This is a genomic window from Actinocorallia longicatena, from assembly GCF_039534125.1.
Lineage (GTDB): Bacteria > Actinomycetota > Actinomycetes > Streptosporangiales > Streptosporangiaceae > Actinocorallia > Actinocorallia longicatena.
This window is the reverse complement of record NZ_BAAAUV010000058.1, coordinates 1-16,794: the sequence shown is the minus strand read 5'-3', so window position 1 is coordinate 16,794 and position 16,794 is coordinate 1. Positions and strand designations below refer to the sequence as shown.

Genomic DNA, 16,794 nt, shown 5'->3' with positions numbered 1-16,794 from the left:
CCGCCCGGGCCCCCCACCCCGCCGCCCCACGAAAACGACGGACACCCACCGTCCGCCGAGTCCTGGCCGACGCCGCCATCCTCACCGCCTCCCTCGCCCTGGTCCTCGCCGCCCTGGCCCTGACCACGCGCCACCAGCCCGCCGCCACCGGCCAGACCCCGCCCCCCACGACCTCGGCCACCCCGACGACGACCCGAATCCTCAACGCCCTGAACCGCATGGAACCCGTGGTGGACGAAGCCCTCTCCACCGGCGAAATCCGCTCCGACGTGGCCCTGGACCTCCACAACGTCATCAACGGCCTGAAACGCCTCCTCGACGCCCCCGCCTCCGCCGACCTCCCCGCCGCCCTCACCGGCCTCCAAGAGAAGATCACCACCCGCCTCGACGAAGGCGCCATAAGCCCACCCCGAGCCACCCAGCTCACCACGATCCTCTCCACCCCCTGACACCCGACCGGGTCTCAGAGCCGCAGGACGTGCGTGCTTCAGCCGCAGAGAATCCCGCCGAAATCAGGCGACCACAGTGGTCTTGCCGGGTCGGCACCGATCGACTCCCGGATGCTCCCGCTTCCCCGGCAGGCCGGTAACGCGTGGCCGCGGGTGATCGCCGGCCTTGAGGACGGGGCGGGCCGAGATGCCGGTGCAGTAGCAGCGATCGCCGACGATCTCGATCCCAGAAGATCACATCAAGGCGGTTGATCTTCGCGCGCCCTTACTCGACGGTCAAGGCCGCCCCTTCATGGACGACCGGCATCTTGCAGGCACGCGGCCCCGAATGCGGCCGACCTCGGCCAGAGCGGGGCGGAGCGGCGGGGGGTGTTGCGAAAATTGCCGTCCTGGCGTTTCTCCTCGAGCGGGGAGTCCGATGGTCTACGAGGTGCTTCCGAGCGGGCAGTCCCATCCCGGACGGCTGGTGCGGATCGGGGAACGGGTGCACCGGCCGACCGGGGCCTACTCGGCAGCGGTGCACGGATTCCTGCTCCATCTCGAGCGGACGGGGTTCGCGGGAGCGCCGCGCTTCCACGGCCTCGACGGAGAAGGCCGGGAGATCCTCGACTACGTGCAGGGGGAGGTGCCCCGCCCGCCCGTCCCCGGCTGGGCGGCCACCGACGAGGCGCTGGAGAGCGTCGCCCGGCTGCTCCGGAGGCTGCACGATGCGTCCGAGGGGTACGTCCCGGAGGCCGACGCGCCCCAGCACGAGCCGCCGCCGCCCGCGACCTGGTCGGGGACGCTCGTCGGCCACAACGACCTCGTCCCGGACAACGTCGTTTTCCGGGACGGGTCCGCGGTCGCTTTCATCGACTTCGACCTGTGCGCCCCCGTCGATCCGCTCTGGGACGTCGCGGTCGCGCTGCGGCACTGGCTGCCGATCCGGGACGAGGCCGATCTCGAACCGGCGCACCTCGGGACCGTCCCCGGCCACCGGTTCGCGCTCTTCTGTGCCGCCTACGGCCTCGCCGACGAGGACCGGCCGCGGCTGCTGGACGCCATGCTGGACTGCTGCGTCTACGCCGACGGCTTCGTCCGGTTCCACGCCGGCCGGGGCGTCCCCGCCTGGGTGACGGCGATGGCCGAGGGCCGCTGCGAGCGGCACCAACGGTCGGCCCGGTGGCTGCACCGCAACCGGGACGCCCTCCTCGGCGGGTCGGGCTGAGGCCGTGCTCGACGACGGAGGAAGGTCCGAGCGCGCCCAGAGGCCGATCGTCTGGGGGACGGCGGCGGCGGTCACGATGTTCACCACGTCGGCCGCGGGCTGGGCGTCGATCTCCAGCGTGGGCTGGTTCCAGCTGACCGCCGCGGCACTCGCGTCGATGGCGGCGGGCACCGTCACCTACCGCGAGACCGTGAACTATCGCGACCGGCAGCGTGCCGCCCCGCCTGCCGCACCCGCGGCGCCCCGGCCCGAGAGCCTGCCTGGGACGATCACCGACTTCACCGGCCGGGCCCCGGAGATCGACGAACTGGTCGAGCTGTTCGCCGGAACGCCGGAGCACAACCCCCAGGCCGTCGTCATCTCGGCCCTCGCCGGGAAGGGCGGCGTCGGCAAGACGCGGCTCGCCGTGCACGTGGCGCACCTGATCAAGCTCGCCTACCCCGACGGGCAGCTCTATGTGAACCTCCGTGGCGCCGAGGCCGAGTCCCTGGACCCGAGCGCCGTCCTGAGCGAGTTCCTGGTCGAGCTGGGCGTCCCGTACTCGGCGATCCCCGAGGGCGTCGACGCTCGGGCGCGCAGGTACCGGGCGGCGCTGGCCGACCGGCGGATCCTCATCGTCCTGGACAACGCGCGAGACGAGGCGCAGATACGGCCGCTGCTGCCCGGAGACCCGTCCTGCTCGGTTCTCATCACCAGCCGGTCCCGGCTGGGCGGCCTGGACGGCGTCGCGCTGATGGTCCTCGACGTCATGGCCGAGCGGGACGCCCTCAGCCTGCTCACCTCGATGGCGGGCGCCGCAAGGACCGCCGCCGAGCCCGCGGAGGCGCTGCGGATCGTCCAGCTCTGCGGGCTGCTGCCGCTGGCCGTCCGGGTGGTCGGGGCGCAGCTCGCGGGGCGTCCTGGCCAGACGTTGCGCTGGTCGGCCGAGCGGCTCACCGACGAGCGGACCCGGCTGCGGCTGCTGCGCGCCGGCGACATCGAGGTGCGCAGCAGCCTGGCCCTCAGCTATCCGCGCCAGCCCGAGCCGGTCCGGCAGGCGTTCCGGCTGCTGGGCCTGCTGCGCTCGGCCGACATCCCGGTCTGGGGGCTGGCGGCCCTGGCCGACCGCACCGCCGCCGAGGCCGAGGAGCTCTGCGAGACGCTCATCGACGCCGGGCTGCTCGACCCGCCGGACGAGGACACGTCCCACCAGCTCCGCTACCGGATGCACGACCTGCTGCGGCTGCTCGCTCAGGAGTTCGTCGCGGCCGAGGAGGGTGATCCGTCCCTGTTCGTCCTGCGGTTGCTGACGGTGGAGCTGAACGCTGCCCGGCACGCCGCCCGGCTGCTCGACCACGAGGTCGCAGACGTCGACGCCGCCGACCTGGCCTGGCTCGACCGGGTCGGGATCGCGCAGGCCATCGAGGACGATCCGGTCCGCTGGCTCCGGCTGGAGGACGCCAATCTGGTGCTCGGCGTCGAGCAGGCCGTCCAGAACGGCCACTGGGCCATCGCGTGCGACCTGGCCGTGGCGCTGACCGACTTCTTCGACACCGAGTCCCGCTGGGACGAGTGGGAGCGCAGTCATCTGCTCGCGGTGTCGGCCGCCCGTTCGCTCGGCGACCGGACACGCGAGGCCGACCTGCTCTGGCGCCTCGGCCGTCGCTACCGGCACGGCGAGCCCGCCCAGGCGCTGACCGCCTACGGGGACGCGGTAGCCCTCTACCGGGGCCTCGGCGACCGCGCCGGCGAGGCGAAGGTGCTTCTCGAGTCGGGGGTCGTCCACCGGGAACAGGGCGACCTCGCCGACGCCCGCGCCGACTACGCCACCTGTCTGGCGATCTTCGTCGAGCTCGGCGACCGCCGGTGCACCGCCTACGCGCTGCGCCGGCTGGCGTTCGTGGAGACCGACCAGGCCGAGATCGCCGCCGCGATCGACCATTTCGAGGAGTGCCTGCCGATCCTGCGGGAGCTCGGCGACACGCGGTGGCTCGGCCGGACCCTGCGAGGACTGTCGATCGCGCAGCGGCTGCTGGCACGGCACGCCGACGCCGAGGAGAGCGCCACCGAGGCGCTGCGGTCGTTCCAGGACACCGGCGACCGGCGCGGCGAGGGCTACGCGCTGCTCGACCTGGGCGGCGTCCGGGCCGAGCAGGAGCGGTTCGAGGAGGCCCGGCAGAACCTCGAGGACTGCATCGCCCACTTCCACCAGATCGGCGACGACCGGGGCCGAGCCTACGCGCTGCTCGACCTGAGCAGCCTCGACGGCCGTTGCGGCCGGTACGAGCAGGCGCTGACGGAGGCCGCGGCGGGGCTCGGGCTCTGCGTCACCGTCCGGGACCGGCGCGGCCAGTCCTGGGCCGGGCTCTGCCTCGCCGATCTCGCCCGCGAGCAGGGCGACTTCGCCGAGGCGCTGGACCGTTACGACACCTGCCTGGCCGCGTTCGAGGAGCTCGGCGACCACGTGGGGCTGGCGCGGCTGATGCTCCGCCGCGGCATCGCCGAGTTCGGCCTCGGTCGCGAGCAGGACGGACGGGAGAGCTGGAACGAGGCCCTCCGGCTCTTCGCCGCCGCCGGGATGCCCGAGGCACCGGAGGTCGAACGATGGCTCGCCCGGCCGCTCCCGGCGGGCCGGATCCGGGGCGGCATCGGCCGTCTGCACTATCCGCTCGGGATCGCACCGGGTTAACGTCGCAGAAAGGGTCATCGGACGAGGGAGCCAGCATGTCCCTGCCCACCATCGCCTTCTCCTCCTGGGCGTTTCCCGGCAAGCACATCGACCACAGCATCGACCACGCCGTCGAGCAGGGCTTCACCGGGCTGGAGGTCGCTCTCCTCGATCCCGCCCTGTTCGACGGCGACCTCGTCCCCGGGGACGCCGCGGCCCGGGCGGTGGCGGCCAGGACCGGGGGGCTGCGGCTGTCGGCGCACGCGCCGATCGACGAGATCAGCCTGGCCGACCCCGATCCGGAGATCCGCGCGGCCTCGGCCGGCTACTTCCGCCGCACCATCGCCGCGTGCCATCTCATGGGCGTCGAGACGGTCGTCGTCCACCTCACCCGAAGCTTCCGCGACGCGTCCCTGCCACTGTCGGCCGACGAGGACGGCCGCGCCTGGGCCGCCGACGTCATCCGGACGCTCGCCGAGGAGTCCGCCGACACCGGGATCACCCTGGCGATCGAGAACATCGGGATCAGCGACCGTGCCGCCGACCGCGACTACACCGGACTCTGCCGGATGATCGACGCCATCGCCCTGCCGAACGTCGGCATGGCCCTCGACATCGGCCACGCACACGTGCACGACCACGCGGGCGGCGGCGTCTCCGCGGCGGCGGAGCTCTTCGGCGAGCGGGTCCGGCACTACCACGTCCACGACAACGACGGCGGCACCGACCAGCACCTGCGCGTCGGCGGCGGCACCGCCGACTACTCCGCGCTCCTGCCCCGCTGGCGCGACGGCTTCCCCGGCATCCTCGCCATGGAGATCTTCCCCTTCGTCGAAACCGACCTCACCGAGGCCGTCACCGCCAGCCGCACCGCCCTCACCGCCCTCCTCACCCCCCACTGACCCGAGAAACACGACCTACGCCCACACCGACAAGAGCCCGTCCTCGCCTACGGGATGCGTCGTCGGGAGATCCTCGGCCTGCGCCGGGGAGACGCTCGCCTGGGACGCCGGGACCATCCGGGTCACGCACGGGGTCGAGCGGATCAAGAACCGTGACAAGACGAGCGAGCCGAAGACCCGGCTCGTGATCTCCGAACTGAAGACGGCGAAGTCCCGGCGGACGCTGTGGTCTCCGGAGTGCTCGGTCATTCGAGCATCGCGGTCACCAAGGACGTCCATGGGCATCTCATGATCGACGACAGGAAGGCCGCCGCCGCGTCGATGAGCAAGGCGCTGTTCGGAGGGGCGACCGGCTGTGGCTCCCGCCGTGGCTTCCACGACAACGAAAAAGGCCCTGCGCGTTGGTCGCGTAGGGCCTTTGAGCTGATGCGCACCCGAAGGGATTCGAACCCCTAACCTTCTGATCCGTAGGTCAGATGATCATTGGTGTCATCTGTGCAGGTCAGAGTGTTGCGGTCAGCTGATCTGACAGGGTCTTGAGCGCATATGGGGACGGTGTGCTCAGAGGGCGTCCACGGAGTTATCATCTATGTAGGATCAATCTACGTAGTTTCGATCTATCCGGGGGCCGGGATGTCTGGATTCATTGGTCGCAGGGAGGAGTTGGTGCTCCTGGGGAAGCGGCTGGCGCGGGTCGAGGCCTCCGGGGCCGGTGCCGCTGTGGCGGTGCGGGGACGGAGGCAGGTGGGGAAGTCCCGGCTTGTTCAGGAGTTCTGTGACCGGACCGGGCTGCCCTATGTGTTCTCCGCGGCGACGAAGGGCGCCTCTCCGGTCGAGGCGGTGCAGACCTTCATGAACGATCTCAGGGAGTCGGCGCTTCCTTCGGAGCCCGAGCTGGTGTCGTTGCTGGATTCGGGTAGCTGGCCGGACGCTTTCAAGGTCCTGGCCTCGGTCCTTCCCAGGACTCCGAGCATCGTCGTGCTCGATGAGGTGCCCTGGCTGGCCGAGCAGGACGCGTTGTTCGACGGGGCGCTGCAGACCGCATGGGATCGGCTTCTGTCGTCGAGGCCGGTTCTCCTCCTGCTTCTGGGCAGTGACCTGCACATGATGGAGCGGTTGACCGCCTACGACCGTCCCTTCTACGGGCGCGCGGACAATCTCGTGCTGGGCCCGTTGAATCCGGCTGACACCGGCGAGGCACTCGGTCTCGCCGCCGCCGACGCGATCGACGCGCACCTGGTCTCAGGAGGGCTGCCCGGCATCGTCCGTACCTGGCCGCACGGGATGCCGGCGCTGGACTTCCTCGAGCAGGAGGCCGCGGACCCGGCGGCGGCGTTGTTCGGGGTTCCCGAGGCCGCGCTGATGGCGGAGTTCCCCAACCCGGATGTCGCCCGGCGGGTGCTGGAGGCGGTCGGTGCGGGCGACCGCACCCATGCGAACATCGCCGCGACCGCGGGGAGCAGGCAAGGAGCGATTCCTTCGGGGACGTTGTCACCCGTCCTGCGTCAGCTCGCCGAGGAGAAGCGGGTGCTGGCCGTCGATGAGCCGCTGTCCACGAAGGCGGGAAAGCCCGCGCTCTACCGGGTGGCAGACAGCAACCTACGCCTCTACCTGGGCATCCTCCGCGCAGTGCAGGAACAGGCCCGTCGAGGCCGCCCGGACGCGGGCCGCCGGATCGTGGCCCGCCGCTGGACGGCCTGGCGAGGCCGGGCGGTCGAGCCGCTGATCCGCGAGTCACTCGAACGCGCCGCCCTCACCGAGTCACTGCCCTGGCCGGAAACCGAAGTGGTCGGCGGCTGGTGGAACCGCCGGTTCGACCCGGAGATAGACCTCATCGGCGCCGACCGCGCTCCGGTCGCGAGCAGACTGCTCTTCGCCGGCTCGATCAAATGGCTGTCGACCCCGTTCGACGCCCACGACCTGGCGGCCCTCCGCCGAGCCTCCGCCCAGATCCCCGGCTTCGACCCGGCGACCACCGCCCTGGTCGCAGCCTCACTCTCCGGCACAGCCCCCGACACCAACCTCAGCCCACTCGACCTCCTCTGGACCCCAGAGGACGCGATGGCCACCTGGCAAACCACTTGACTCGGAGACCATTCCCCCGGGAACGCAAAAACCCTGGCCGAGATGAACTCTGACCAGGGCTTCCTGTGTGCGCACCCGAAGGGATTCGAACCCCTAACCTTCTGATCCGTAGTCAGATGCTCTATCCATTGAGCTACGGGTGCTTGTTGCGTTGTGCTCGGCAACAGGACAAGAGCATACCGGGTGTTGGGGGGTGTGGCGAATCGGTTTGGGGAGGGGTTGGTTCGGGGCGGTTGGTGGGGGAGGGGGCGGGTGGGGTGGGGTGTGCTTGTTTTGGGCGTTCCCTGGACGGGGGGGTGGGGGGTGGGTGTATCCAGGAAGCCGGTCTCTAGGTGGAGCGGGAATGCCCAGATGGACGGGGTTGGGGCCGGAAGGCGACCGGGAGTTGGTCGTCCGGCTGGTCGACGGGGTGGGGCTCGACGAGCTCTATGAGAGCTATGTCGAACAGGTGTTTGATTATGCGGTGGCGCTGGCGGGGGAGGCCAAGGCCGCCGAGGACATCGTTCACGATGTGATGATCGATGCTTCGCGCAGGGCCGTCCGGCTGCGGGACAGGGAGCGGTTGCGGGGCTGGCTGTACGCGGCCGTCCGGCGGCGGGCGTTCGTGCGGGCGCGGGTGCGCGGGGTGTGGTGGGACTGGGAGGGGCAGCCGCCCGGCAGTGAGACGGGGCTGGCTGCGGAGGAGGTGCGGCAGCTGCTCGAAGGGGCGCTCGACCGGCTGTCGTTCGCCGACCAGGATCTGCTGCTGCTGACGCTCAGGCACGGGATCACCGGGGCGGATCTCGCCGCCGTGCTGGGGATCGCCCCGTTCAAGGCCGCCGCCAGGGCCGCGAAGGTGAAGTCGCGGGCGGAGGCGGCGCTGGCCGCGCAGCGCAAGGTGCACGAGGCGCGGTGCGCGGGCACCGAGGACGCGCTCGACATGCTCTTCCAGGCGGAGTCCGAGCAGCACGACTGCGAGGAGTGCCGGCAGCGGGCGCAGGTGCCGCTGGAGCTGCTGATGTCGGTCCCGCCGGTCGTCCACGCGCCGACGACGCTGCAGCATCGGGTCTTCCACACCGGCACGGACCCGGAGCTGGCCGGATACCGGGCTGACATCTCGGGAAAGGGCGGGCATCTCACCCCCGAGGGGCTCCCCCGCCAGCTCGACGTCGCCTCGCCGCTGGGCCGCCGGTGGATGTTCGCGGGGAGCGGCATGGCCGGAGCGCTGGCCGCGGCCCTCATCGCGTCCTTCATGATCGGCGACGTTCTGCCGGATCCGGGCCTGATCTTCCCGCACGAGCCGAAGAAGACGCCCTTCACCAGCCGGAGCCCCCAGCCGCGCGACGAGTCGCTGGTGGCGGCGCCGGGTAAGGGGGGAAGGCCCACAGAGCGTCCGAACGTCCGGCCGGGACCGGCGACGAACGGTACGGATCTGGAGGAACCCCCCACCCCGCAGGGCTCCCCCACGAATCCCGCGCCGGGACCGTCCGCCACGGACACCCCGAAGATCGCCACCGAGCCGCCGCCGACCCAGGCTCCGCCCGTCGCTGAGCTGAAGCTGGGCGGCAGCGAGATCCAGGTCGGCGGGTCGCGGAAGTCCGAGATCCAGATGACGGCCGAGAACGGGCCGGTGAGCTGGCGCGCCGTCTCCGACACGCCCCAGGTCACCCTCGACGAGGACGGCGGGACGCTCGATCCCGGCGTCGCGCACGTCCTGGTCGTCCGGCTCAAGCCGGCCCTGCTCCGCCTCGCGGGCAACGCCGTCATCACGATCATCGACACCGGGACGGGCGACGCCCAGCACGTCACCGTCAGCTGGTCGCTCTCGCTTCTTTGAGCAGGTAGGGCCGCACCCGTCCGAGGCCCTGGAGCGGCCGCGGCTTGAGCGCCCGCAGCGAGAAGCCGTCCAGGAACGGCGCCATCTCGGCCGCGACGAGCACCGCTCCCGGCCGCGCCGTCGCCGTCAGCCGCGCCGCGAGGTTCACCGGGGTCCCGAAGACGTCCCCCAGGCGGAGGATCACCTCGCCGTAGGCCACCCCGACCCGCACCTCGACCTCGGAGACCTTCGCGGAGATCTCCAGTGCGATCATCGCCGCGTCCTCCGGGGTGGCGGCCGTGAACAGCACCTCGTCCCCCAGCGTCTTGATCACGCGCCCGCCGCGGCCGGCCACGACGGACGCGCAGGTCGTCTCGAAGGAGTCGATGAGCGAAGCGAGTTCCGCACCGTCCATCCGGCGCGACAGCCGGGTGAAGGACACGATGTCGGCGAACCCGACCGCCAGCGTCGCGGTCCCGGCCGCGGGGTCGGCCATGGAGGAGGCCGTGCTGGTCAGCACCCTGACCCCGGCCGCCGCGAGCTGCCGCCGCCAGCCGCGCAGGAGCAACTGCTCGAACCGGGGCCGCAGTTCCGCCGAGGCGGCCAGCGCGTCCGCGACGATCTGCTCGTCCACGCTGCCGCCGGGCGGCAGGAGCTGGTCGGCGAGCTGCCGGAGCCACACCTCGCCCAGCCAGGACGCCAGCCGGCTCATCGTCTGCCCGACGCCCCTGGCGAGCTGGAGCACCATGGCCTCGTCGACGAAGGGGTGCTCGAGCAGCGAGGCGATCTCCTGCATCGCCTCGACGTCCTGCTCGGTGAAGGCGACGGCGTCGACCGGCGGCATCGGGAAGCCGAGGGCCGTCCAGATCCGCAGGCCGTACTCGGCGGGGATACCGGAGAGCGCCTCGACGTCTGGAAAGGTATGAATCAACGGCTCACCGAGGAGCAGCTCCTCGACCGAACGCGCCTCGACCATGACCGCCACCACCGTTACATCAGTCAATGTCTCGATTGTCAGGCGTAAGATTCGTACGGCCATCGCCGTCAGGTCAAGCGGGGGAACGCACAATGAGCGAGTACCGGATCGACGAACTTGCGCATGCCGCGGGCACGACCGTCCGCAACATCCGCTCCTACCAGGACCGCGGCCTGCTCTCCCCGCCGCGCCTGCAGGGCCGGGTCGGGATCTACGACGACGCGCACCTGGCCCGCCTCCGCCTGATCGGCCAGATGCTCGACCGCGGGTACACCCTCAACAACATCAGCGATCTCATGGGCGCGTGGGAGGCGGGCCGCGACGTCAGCGACGTCCTGGGCCTCGAGCAGGTCCTGACGAGCCCCTGGTCGGACGAGATCCCCGGCTGGGCGACCCTCGAGGAACTGATCGAGACCTTCGGCCCGGACCGCAGCCCGGAGGACGTCGCCCGCCAGCTCGCCAGGACCATCGAGCTCGGCCTCATCGAACCCGAGGGCGACCGCTTCCGCGTCCCGAGCCCCCGGCTGCTGCACGTCGGCGCCGAGCTGGTGCACGCGGGCATCCCCCTCGACGCCGTCCTGGAGATCGCCGACGAGATCCGCAGGGACTGCGAGGTCATCGCCGGCCGCTTCGTTCATCTGGTCAACGAGCACGTCCTCGCCGACGCCGACCTCCTCGGCGAGGACGCCGCCCGGGTCGCCGCCGTCATCCGCCGGATGCGGCCGCTCGTCCAGATGGTCGTCAACCCCTTCGTGGCGCGGGGCATGGAGGAGAAGGTCAAGGCCGAACTCGGGGACAAGCTGGATCTTCTCCTGATGAACAAGGAGACTTCAGTCCTACCGCACTGAGAGGAGCCGGCCGATGAAGCTCGTTTCCCGTTCCGCATGGGGTGCTCGTTCGCCCCGGGCGCAGGCGTCCTACCTGGCCTCGACGCGTGGGGTGAAGGTCCACTACACCGGCGGCAAGATCGACGTCCGGACCGAGGACGACCACGGCCGCTGCGCCCCGATCGTCCGGCAGATCCAGAACCTGCACATGGACGACAACGGCTGGAACGACATCGGCTACTCCTTCGTCGCCTGCCCGCACCGTTACGTCTTCGAGGGGCGGGGGCTGCACCGGCTGCCGTCGGCGAACGGGGCCGGGCTGAACTCCGGGCACTACGCGGTCCTGGGCCTGGTGGGGAACTCGGGCCTGACGGTGCCGACCGACGACATGCTCCACGGGATCCGGGACGCCATCGACCACGTGCGGTCCGAGGGCGCCGCCGGGACGGAGATCAAGGGCCACCGCGACGGCTACTCCACCGACTGCCCGGGGCCGAAGCTGTACGCCTGGGTCAAGGCCGGGGCGCCGCGTCCCGCCGAGAAGGAGCCCGAGCCGACCCTGAGGCCGGTGCTGGACCTGGGGCTGTCGGCCGAGGTGACCGTGCCGCCGGGCGAGCGCGTCTCCCTGCCCTGGAACGTCGAGTACGCCGACCCCTCCGACGTTCACGCGACGGGCCCCGCATGGTTCCCCAAGACCTCCGAGTATCACTATGTGACACTGGCGACAGTGGTTACCGGTCAGTCAACCAATGAAAAAGTCAAGCTGATCATCTCGGAATACGAGCAGTCCGGCGCTAATCGGATCACTGATCGTCTCGGCGAAGACAAGATCGGAAATGGAACCCGAATCGAGTTCGCCCTCTCCGGGCTCGTATGGATGAACTCCCAGCGTAGCTACCGTGTGGACCTTGTGAACTACGGCACAGTCGCGGCGGTAATCCCGAAGGCCACCCTGCGCGTCGTTCGTTGATCACATGTAGCGCTGCGGTGTTGCGCATGGCCGTCACAGTGACATTTGATGAAAACGGCGTTACATGCCCCCAGGATTTTTTGCTGTCAGTCGTGTGCCCTATGGTGCCCCGGTTACGATTCTTCCCACAGGTGGCTTACGCCTGCATTAGACCCCTTTGCGGAGGGGTTGTCGTCAGCCGGGACGACACCAACGGGAGGATCGCTCGTCCATGTCCGATTTCGCAGACTGGCTGGAGTCCATCTACGGGTACCTCGCCCGTGGTGTGGCCGATGTCAACTGGCGCGACCTCATGCCGCTGGGCTTCGCCGGCCTGCTGGTGTGGGGGCTCTGGCTGTATCGCGCGATCCTTTCCCGCTTCGCGAAGCCGATCGAGAACGACTTCCGCGCCACGACCTCGGTCGTCGTCCCCTCCTACCGGGAGGACCCCGAGATCCTGCTGCGCTGCCTGCGCTCCTGGCTCGACCAGGACCCGACCGAGGTGATCATCGTCCTCGACGTCGGTGACCACGAGGCGGCGGAGCGGCTGAAGAGCGTCCGGGATCCGCGGTTGAAGGTGCTGATCTACCAGCACTCGGGCAAGCGTTCCGCCCTCGGGGTGGGGATGCGGCACGCCACGTCCGAGCTGATCGTCCTGTCGGACTCCGACACCTGGTGGACCCCCGGTCTCCTGGACGCCGTCCAGATGCCGTTCAAGGACCCCGCGGTCGGCGGCGTCGGCACCCAGCAGAACGTCTACCAGCGCGAGACGAGCGTCTGGCGCCGGGTCGCCGACTGGCTGGTCAACCTCCGCTACTACGACTACGTTCCCGCGATGGGCCGCGCGGGGGCCGTCGCGTGCCTGTCCGGGCGGACCGCCGCCTACCGGCGCAGCGTGATCACGCCGCTGGTGCCGTACCTGGAGAACGAGTTCTTCCTCGGCCGCCGTTGCATCGCCGGTGACGACGGCCGCCTGACCTGGCTGGTCCTCTCGTCGGGGTACAAGACGGTCCACCAGTCGAGCGCCCGCGCCCTGTCGATGTTCCCCGACACCTTCCGCGCCTTCTTCAAGCAGCGCATCCGCTGGAGCCGGAACTCCTACCGCTGCTACCTGACCGCGATCTACAAGGGCTGGCTGTGGAAGCAGCCGCTGGTCACCAAGGTGACGGTCCTGCAGATCCTGCTGACCCCGGTGACCATGGGCGTCACGATGGGCTACCTGATCTTCAGCAGGCTCGAGCTGACCGTCCCCGGCATCATCCTCGCCGCGGTGTGGCTGCTGTTCGGCCGGGGCATCCGCGGCTACTCCAACCTCAAGCGCAACCCCAAGGACATCTTCATCCTGCCGGTGCTGGCCTTCGTGGTCATCCTGGTCGCGTTGCCGATCAAGCTGTACGCGTTCTTCACCATGAACAAGCAGGGCTGGCTGACCCGCAGCGCCGACCAGATCGGCGGCGACGGCCAGACCTCGCGCTCTCTCGACCACGGTTCCGGCTCCTTCGGCAGCCAGGCGGTCGACGCCGGGCCCGCCGGACGTCACGCGGCCACCGACGGTCTCCCGTCCAACGGCTTGAAGGTCAACTGACATGGGGCACAAGGGCAAACTGCTGGTCGCCGGGCTGCTGATAGCCGGCGGGGTCACCACCTACGTCGTCGAGACCGACGAGCCGAAGAAGGCCGCGAGCTTCCTCGACCTGCCGGTGCAGGCCGTGGACGCGGAGAAGGAGTCGGCGCTCGTCTCCGATGAGGACCGCCGCCTCAACCAGATCCGCTCGGTGAACAGCGTCAACGACAAGAAGCTGGTCAAGAAGCTCAAGGACCCCTACCGGCTGAGCACGGGTGCGGGCTACACCCTGATCCTCGTCGAGCGGAAGACGCCGTACACGATCGCCGACCTGGTCAAGCTCGCGCCGCAGACGTTCGTCCGGCAGAGCGACGGTTCCTACCTGCTGTCGGAGAACATCTACGTCAACTCGGGCGCGACGCTCAGCCTCTACAACCCGGGCGGCCTGACGCTCCGGCTGGCGAGCTCCCCCGCCGGATTCGTCTCGATCGTCTCCTTCGGCGGCAATCTGCGCTTCGCGGGGGCCGCGAACGCGCCGATGAAGGTCGTGAGCTGGGACGCGCGGGCCGGCAAGCCCGACAAGGACCCGCGTGACGGCCGCGCCTACCTGCGTGCCGTCGGCGGGCAGCTGACCGTCGACTACACCTCGGTCGAGGACCTCGGCTTCTGGTCCGGGCGGACCGGCGGGCTGTCCGCGACGGGCACCGACCGGCCCAACACCGGCGCGACCGTCTCGGAGCAGAACGAGCACCGCACCAAGGACCAGCGGCACCAGGACAAGAAGGACCGCCAGGAGAAGAACAAGACCCCGCAGGAGGGCCCGGTCACCCCGCGTGACGGCTCCAGCACGGTCCTGCCCTCCGGCGCGCTTCCGGTCCCCGGCGGCAACGCCGGCACCGACGTCACCACGCCCGACCAGTCGTTCGTCAACCTGACGATCACGCGCTCGAAGATCACCGGGAACGCCTACGGGATGTTCGTGTCCGGTGCCAACGGCGTCCAGATGAACGACGTGACGGTCGAGAACAGCATGGTGCACGGCGTCGTCCTGCACCGATTCACCTACAACGGCCGGATCGAGCGGACCCTGTCGCGCAACAACCGCGGGGACGGCTTCGTCATCTCCCGCGCCGCGCACGACATCCGGATCACCGGATCGACCGCCGAGGGCAACTACGGCAACGGATTCACCCTCAACGGCCAGGCCCTCGCCAAGGGCCCGTCCGCGGCGGGCGAGTCCATCGAGCCCTACGGCAACAACACCATCGAGAACTGCTACGGCAGGAACAACAAGCGGTACGGCATCGAGGTGCTGGGCGGCATCAACGTGTCCGTACAGAACAACGAGGTCTCCGGCGGCGACATGGGCATCGTCGTCCGGCAGGGCGCCCAGCACGCGACGATCGTGGGCAACCAGGTCAAGCAGCCGAAGCGCCAGGGGATCTCGATCCGCGACGGAGTGACCGACAGCGCCGTCACGGGCAACGTGATCGACGGCGTGACGACGGGCATCTACGTGCGCGACGCCAATCCGACCGTCCGGTCGAACTCGATCGAGGGCGCGACCCTGCACGGTGTGACGCTGGTGGGCTCGGTGGGCGGTTCGCTCATCACCTTCAACACCGTGACCGGGGCCGGGCCGAGCGCCATCGACAAGGCGCGATCGCACGGATCGGTGAAGGTCGAGAAGAACCAGACCTTCGGCTGGCACGACACGAGCTCTCTGTGGGTGCAGATCAAGCGCGTGCTGAGCCCGCTGACCCTGATCTGGTGCCTGATCATCTTTGTTCTGGGGACCTCGGCCGTCCAGGCCAGGCGCCGGAAGAAGTTCGGGGTCGTCCGGGGCGTCAACCCCTACGACAAGCAGGTCCACCTCGTCGAGCTCCCGGTGCAGGAGCTCGCCAGGGATTCCCAGTCTGACCATGCGTCCTTCGGGGGCGGGACGGAGCCGCCGTCGCCCAACGGGACGCGAGAAAAGGTGCTCGCCGAATGACGATCGACCTCAAGGAAAGAACGCTCTGGATCGGCATCGGCATCGGCGTGGTCATCACCACGCTGATCGCCCTCGCCCTGCGCGGCGGCGGCTCGGAGGAGCCGGGCGCGCAGAAGCCCGCGGGCGTTCAGATCACCGACAGCCCGGCACCGGTGGGCGCACCCGAGCTCGACGAGCCCTCCCCCGACCCGGCGGTCAGTGACGCGCCGACCGCCGCGACCTCGCCCTCCCAGATCGAGGCCGCGCCGGGCGGTGACGTCAAGTGCCCCGACCCGACGGTGACGGTCTCCTCGGCAGAGGAGCTGGAGGAGGCGCTCGGCGGCGTCAAGCCCGGCGACGTCATCAGCCTGGAGGACGGCACCTACGAGGGCGAGTTCATCGCCAGGACGCCCGGCACCAAAGAGGCTCCGATCTTCCTGTGCGGGGGCACGGGGGCGGTCATCGACGGCGGAGGCGTGAAGAAGGGGTACGCCCTCCACCTCGACGGCGCGAGTTTCTGGCGCGTCGTCGGGTTCACCGTGCAGAACTCGCAGAAGGGCGTCATGGGCGACGGGATCCAGAATTCCATCATCCAGGGCCTTTCCGTGCACGACATCGGTGACGAGGCGATCCACCTCAGGAACTACAGCTCCGACAATCTGGTGATTGGCAACACGGTCTCCCGCACGGGGCAGCGTCGCGAGAAGTTCGGCGAGGGTATCTACATCGGTAACGCGGAATCCAACTGGAAAGCCGAGTTCTCGCGTACCAATGGCAAGCCCGACAACAGCGACCGCAACGTGATCAAGAACAACGTGATCTCCGAGACGACGGCAGAGTCCATCGACATCAAGGAGGGAACGACCGGGGGCAAGATCATCGGCAACCGGTTCGATGGCAGCAAGCTCGGTGGCGACAAGCACAACGACAGCTGGCTGGACATCAAGGGCAACAAGTGGATCATCGAGGGGAACACCGGAGTCAACTCCTTCGGTGACGGCTTCCAAACGCACCAAATCCTTGACGGCTGGGGGACGGGAAACATCTTCCGTAACAACACCCTCGACCTCAAGGGCGGCTCTGGCTGGGGTTTCCATTTCGCGCCCATTAATGGAAACACCGTCAGCTGCGACAACAAGGTGTCGGGTGCCGCCAAGGGCCTGACCAACTCGAAGTGCTCTTAGGGAGAGCCATGTCTTATCCGAAGCTGACCGTCATCGGGACGGGTTACCTGGGCGCGACTCATGCCATCTGCATGGCCGTCCTCGGTTACGAAGTCCTGGGCGTCGATGTCGACGTCAACAAGATCAATCGCCTCGCCGCGGGCGAGGTGCCGTTCTTCGAGCCCGGCCTGCCGGAGCTGCTGGGGAAGGCCCTGGACTCCGGGCGCCTGCGGTTCACGACCTCGTTCGAGGAGGCAG

13 protein-coding genes, 1 tRNA gene and 1 pseudogene are annotated in these 16,794 nt (G+C 69.6%); 12 read left to right on the top strand and 3 right to left on the bottom strand.

The features are described from left to right. From ABD785_RS40715 to ABD785_RS40700, 4 genes are all read left to right on the top strand, one after another. Positions 1-449: hypothetical protein (locus ABD785_RS40715; protein ID WP_344840145.1), on the top strand; the 449-nt coding region annotated here is incomplete at its 5' end. A 418-nt stretch (positions 450-867) separates the two neighbouring features. After that, entirely contained in the window at positions 868-1,656 is a 789-nt protein-coding gene (locus ABD785_RS40710; protein WP_344840144.1) for a phosphotransferase, read from the top strand. A 4-nt stretch (positions 1,657-1,660) separates the two neighbouring features. Next, complete coding sequence (locus ABD785_RS40705; RefSeq protein ID WP_344840141.1) at positions 1,661-4,324, top strand: ATP-binding protein; 2,664 nt, start codon at positions 1,661-1,663, stop codon at positions 4,322-4,324. 35 nt (positions 4,325-4,359) lie between these two features. Next, positions 4,360-5,205 (top strand): sugar phosphate isomerase/epimerase family protein, encoded by an 846-nt coding sequence (locus ABD785_RS40700; protein ID WP_344840139.1) that lies wholly within the window; start codon positions 4,360-4,362, stop codon positions 5,203-5,205. 15 nt (positions 5,206-5,220) lie between these two features. On the opposite strand, the gene ABD785_RS40695 is transcribed toward ABD785_RS40700, so the two are convergent. Further along, on the bottom strand, positions 5,221-5,454 hold the full coding sequence (locus ABD785_RS40695; RefSeq protein WP_344840136.1) for a hypothetical protein: 234 nt from the start codon (positions 5,452-5,454) through the stop codon (positions 5,221-5,223). 417 nt (positions 5,455-5,871) lie between these two features. Between ABD785_RS40695 and ABD785_RS40690 the strand changes: the two genes are divergently transcribed. Further along, positions 5,872-7,290, top strand: a complete 1,419-nt coding sequence (locus ABD785_RS40690) for an AAA family ATPase (protein WP_344840135.1) — start codon at positions 5,872-5,874, stop codon at positions 7,288-7,290. A 70-nt stretch (positions 7,291-7,360) separates the two neighbouring features. Here the strand turns inward: ABD785_RS40690 and ABD785_RS40685 are convergent. Continuing rightward, positions 7,361-7,433: transfer RNA gene (locus ABD785_RS40685), tRNA-Arg, on the bottom strand. A 200-nt stretch (positions 7,434-7,633) separates the two neighbouring features. Here ABD785_RS40685 and ABD785_RS40680 point away from each other — a divergent pair. Further along, positions 7,634-9,106, top strand: a complete 1,473-nt coding sequence (locus ABD785_RS40680) for an RNA polymerase sigma factor (RefSeq protein WP_344840132.1) — start codon at positions 7,634-7,636, stop codon at positions 9,104-9,106. Here the strand turns inward: ABD785_RS40680 and ABD785_RS40675 are convergent. Next, entirely contained in the window at positions 9,081-10,088 is a 1,008-nt protein-coding gene (locus tag ABD785_RS40675; protein ID WP_344840130.1) for an adenylate/guanylate cyclase domain-containing protein, read from the bottom strand. The genes ABD785_RS40680 and ABD785_RS40675 overlap by 26 nt on opposite strands. A gap of 65 nt (positions 10,089-10,153) precedes the next feature. Here ABD785_RS40675 and ABD785_RS40670 point away from each other — a divergent pair, with 65 nt between their 5' ends. The 6 genes and pseudogenes from ABD785_RS40670 to ABD785_RS40645 form a co-directional block, all read left to right on the top strand. After that, positions 10,154-10,909 carry a MerR family transcriptional regulator gene (locus ABD785_RS40670; protein ID WP_344840128.1) on the top strand — a complete coding sequence of 252 codons (756 nt, stop codon included), beginning with the start codon at positions 10,154-10,156 and terminating at the stop codon, positions 10,907-10,909. A 13-nt stretch (positions 10,910-10,922) separates the two neighbouring features. After that, complete coding sequence (locus ABD785_RS40665; protein ID WP_344840126.1) at positions 10,923-11,858, top strand: peptidoglycan recognition protein family protein; 936 nt, start codon at positions 10,923-10,925, stop codon at positions 11,856-11,858. Between the two features lie 211 nt (positions 11,859-12,069). Then, positions 12,070-13,422 (top strand): glycosyltransferase family 2 protein, encoded by a 1,353-nt coding sequence (locus tag ABD785_RS40660; protein WP_344840124.1) that lies wholly within the window; start codon positions 12,070-12,072, stop codon positions 13,420-13,422. Position 13,423: 1 nt separating this feature from the next. Next, positions 13,424-15,394: a right-handed parallel beta-helix repeat-containing protein gene (locus tag ABD785_RS40655; RefSeq protein WP_344840121.1), complete on the top strand. Its 1,971-nt coding sequence runs from the start codon at positions 13,424-13,426 to the stop codon at positions 15,392-15,394. Next, positions 15,391-16,557, top strand: a complete 1,167-nt coding sequence (locus tag ABD785_RS40650) for a right-handed parallel beta-helix repeat-containing protein (RefSeq protein WP_344840119.1) — start codon at positions 15,391-15,393, stop codon at positions 16,555-16,557. The genes ABD785_RS40655 and ABD785_RS40650 overlap by 4 nt, the downstream gene beginning before the upstream one ends. A gap of 8 nt (positions 16,558-16,565) precedes the next feature. Beyond that, positions 16,566-16,794 (top strand): annotated as a pseudogene (locus tag ABD785_RS40645) (UDP-glucose 6-dehydrogenase); the annotation flags it as partial.

What these genes read in the sequence shown, in the direction of transcription:
- ABD785_RS40695 (WP_344840136.1), bottom strand. Translation starts at nt 5,454, where the DNA reads ATGACCGAGCACTCCGGAGACCACAGCGTCCGCCGGGACTTCGCCGTC.
- ABD785_RS40650 (WP_344840119.1), top strand. Translation starts at nt 15,391, where the DNA reads ATGACGATCGACCTCAAGGAAAGAACGCTCTGGATCGGCATCGGCATC.
- ABD785_RS40670 (WP_344840128.1), top strand. Translation starts at nt 10,154, where the DNA reads ATGAGCGAGTACCGGATCGACGAACTTGCGCATGCCGCGGGCACGACC.
- ABD785_RS40665 (WP_344840126.1), top strand. Translation starts at nt 10,923, where the DNA reads ATGAAGCTCGTTTCCCGTTCCGCATGGGGTGCTCGTTCGCCCCGGGCG.
- ABD785_RS40660 (WP_344840124.1), top strand. Translation starts at nt 12,070, where the DNA reads ATGTCCGATTTCGCAGACTGGCTGGAGTCCATCTACGGGTACCTCGCC.
- ABD785_RS40655 (WP_344840121.1), top strand. Translation starts at nt 13,424, where the DNA reads ATGGGGCACAAGGGCAAACTGCTGGTCGCCGGGCTGCTGATAGCCGGC.
- ABD785_RS40710 (WP_344840144.1), top strand. Translation starts at nt 868, where the DNA reads ATGGTCTACGAGGTGCTTCCGAGCGGGCAGTCCCATCCCGGACGGCTG.
- ABD785_RS40680 (WP_344840132.1), top strand. Translation starts at nt 7,634, where the DNA reads ATGCCCAGATGGACGGGGTTGGGGCCGGAAGGCGACCGGGAGTTGGTC.
- ABD785_RS40700 (WP_344840139.1), top strand. Translation starts at nt 4,360, where the DNA reads ATGTCCCTGCCCACCATCGCCTTCTCCTCCTGGGCGTTTCCCGGCAAG.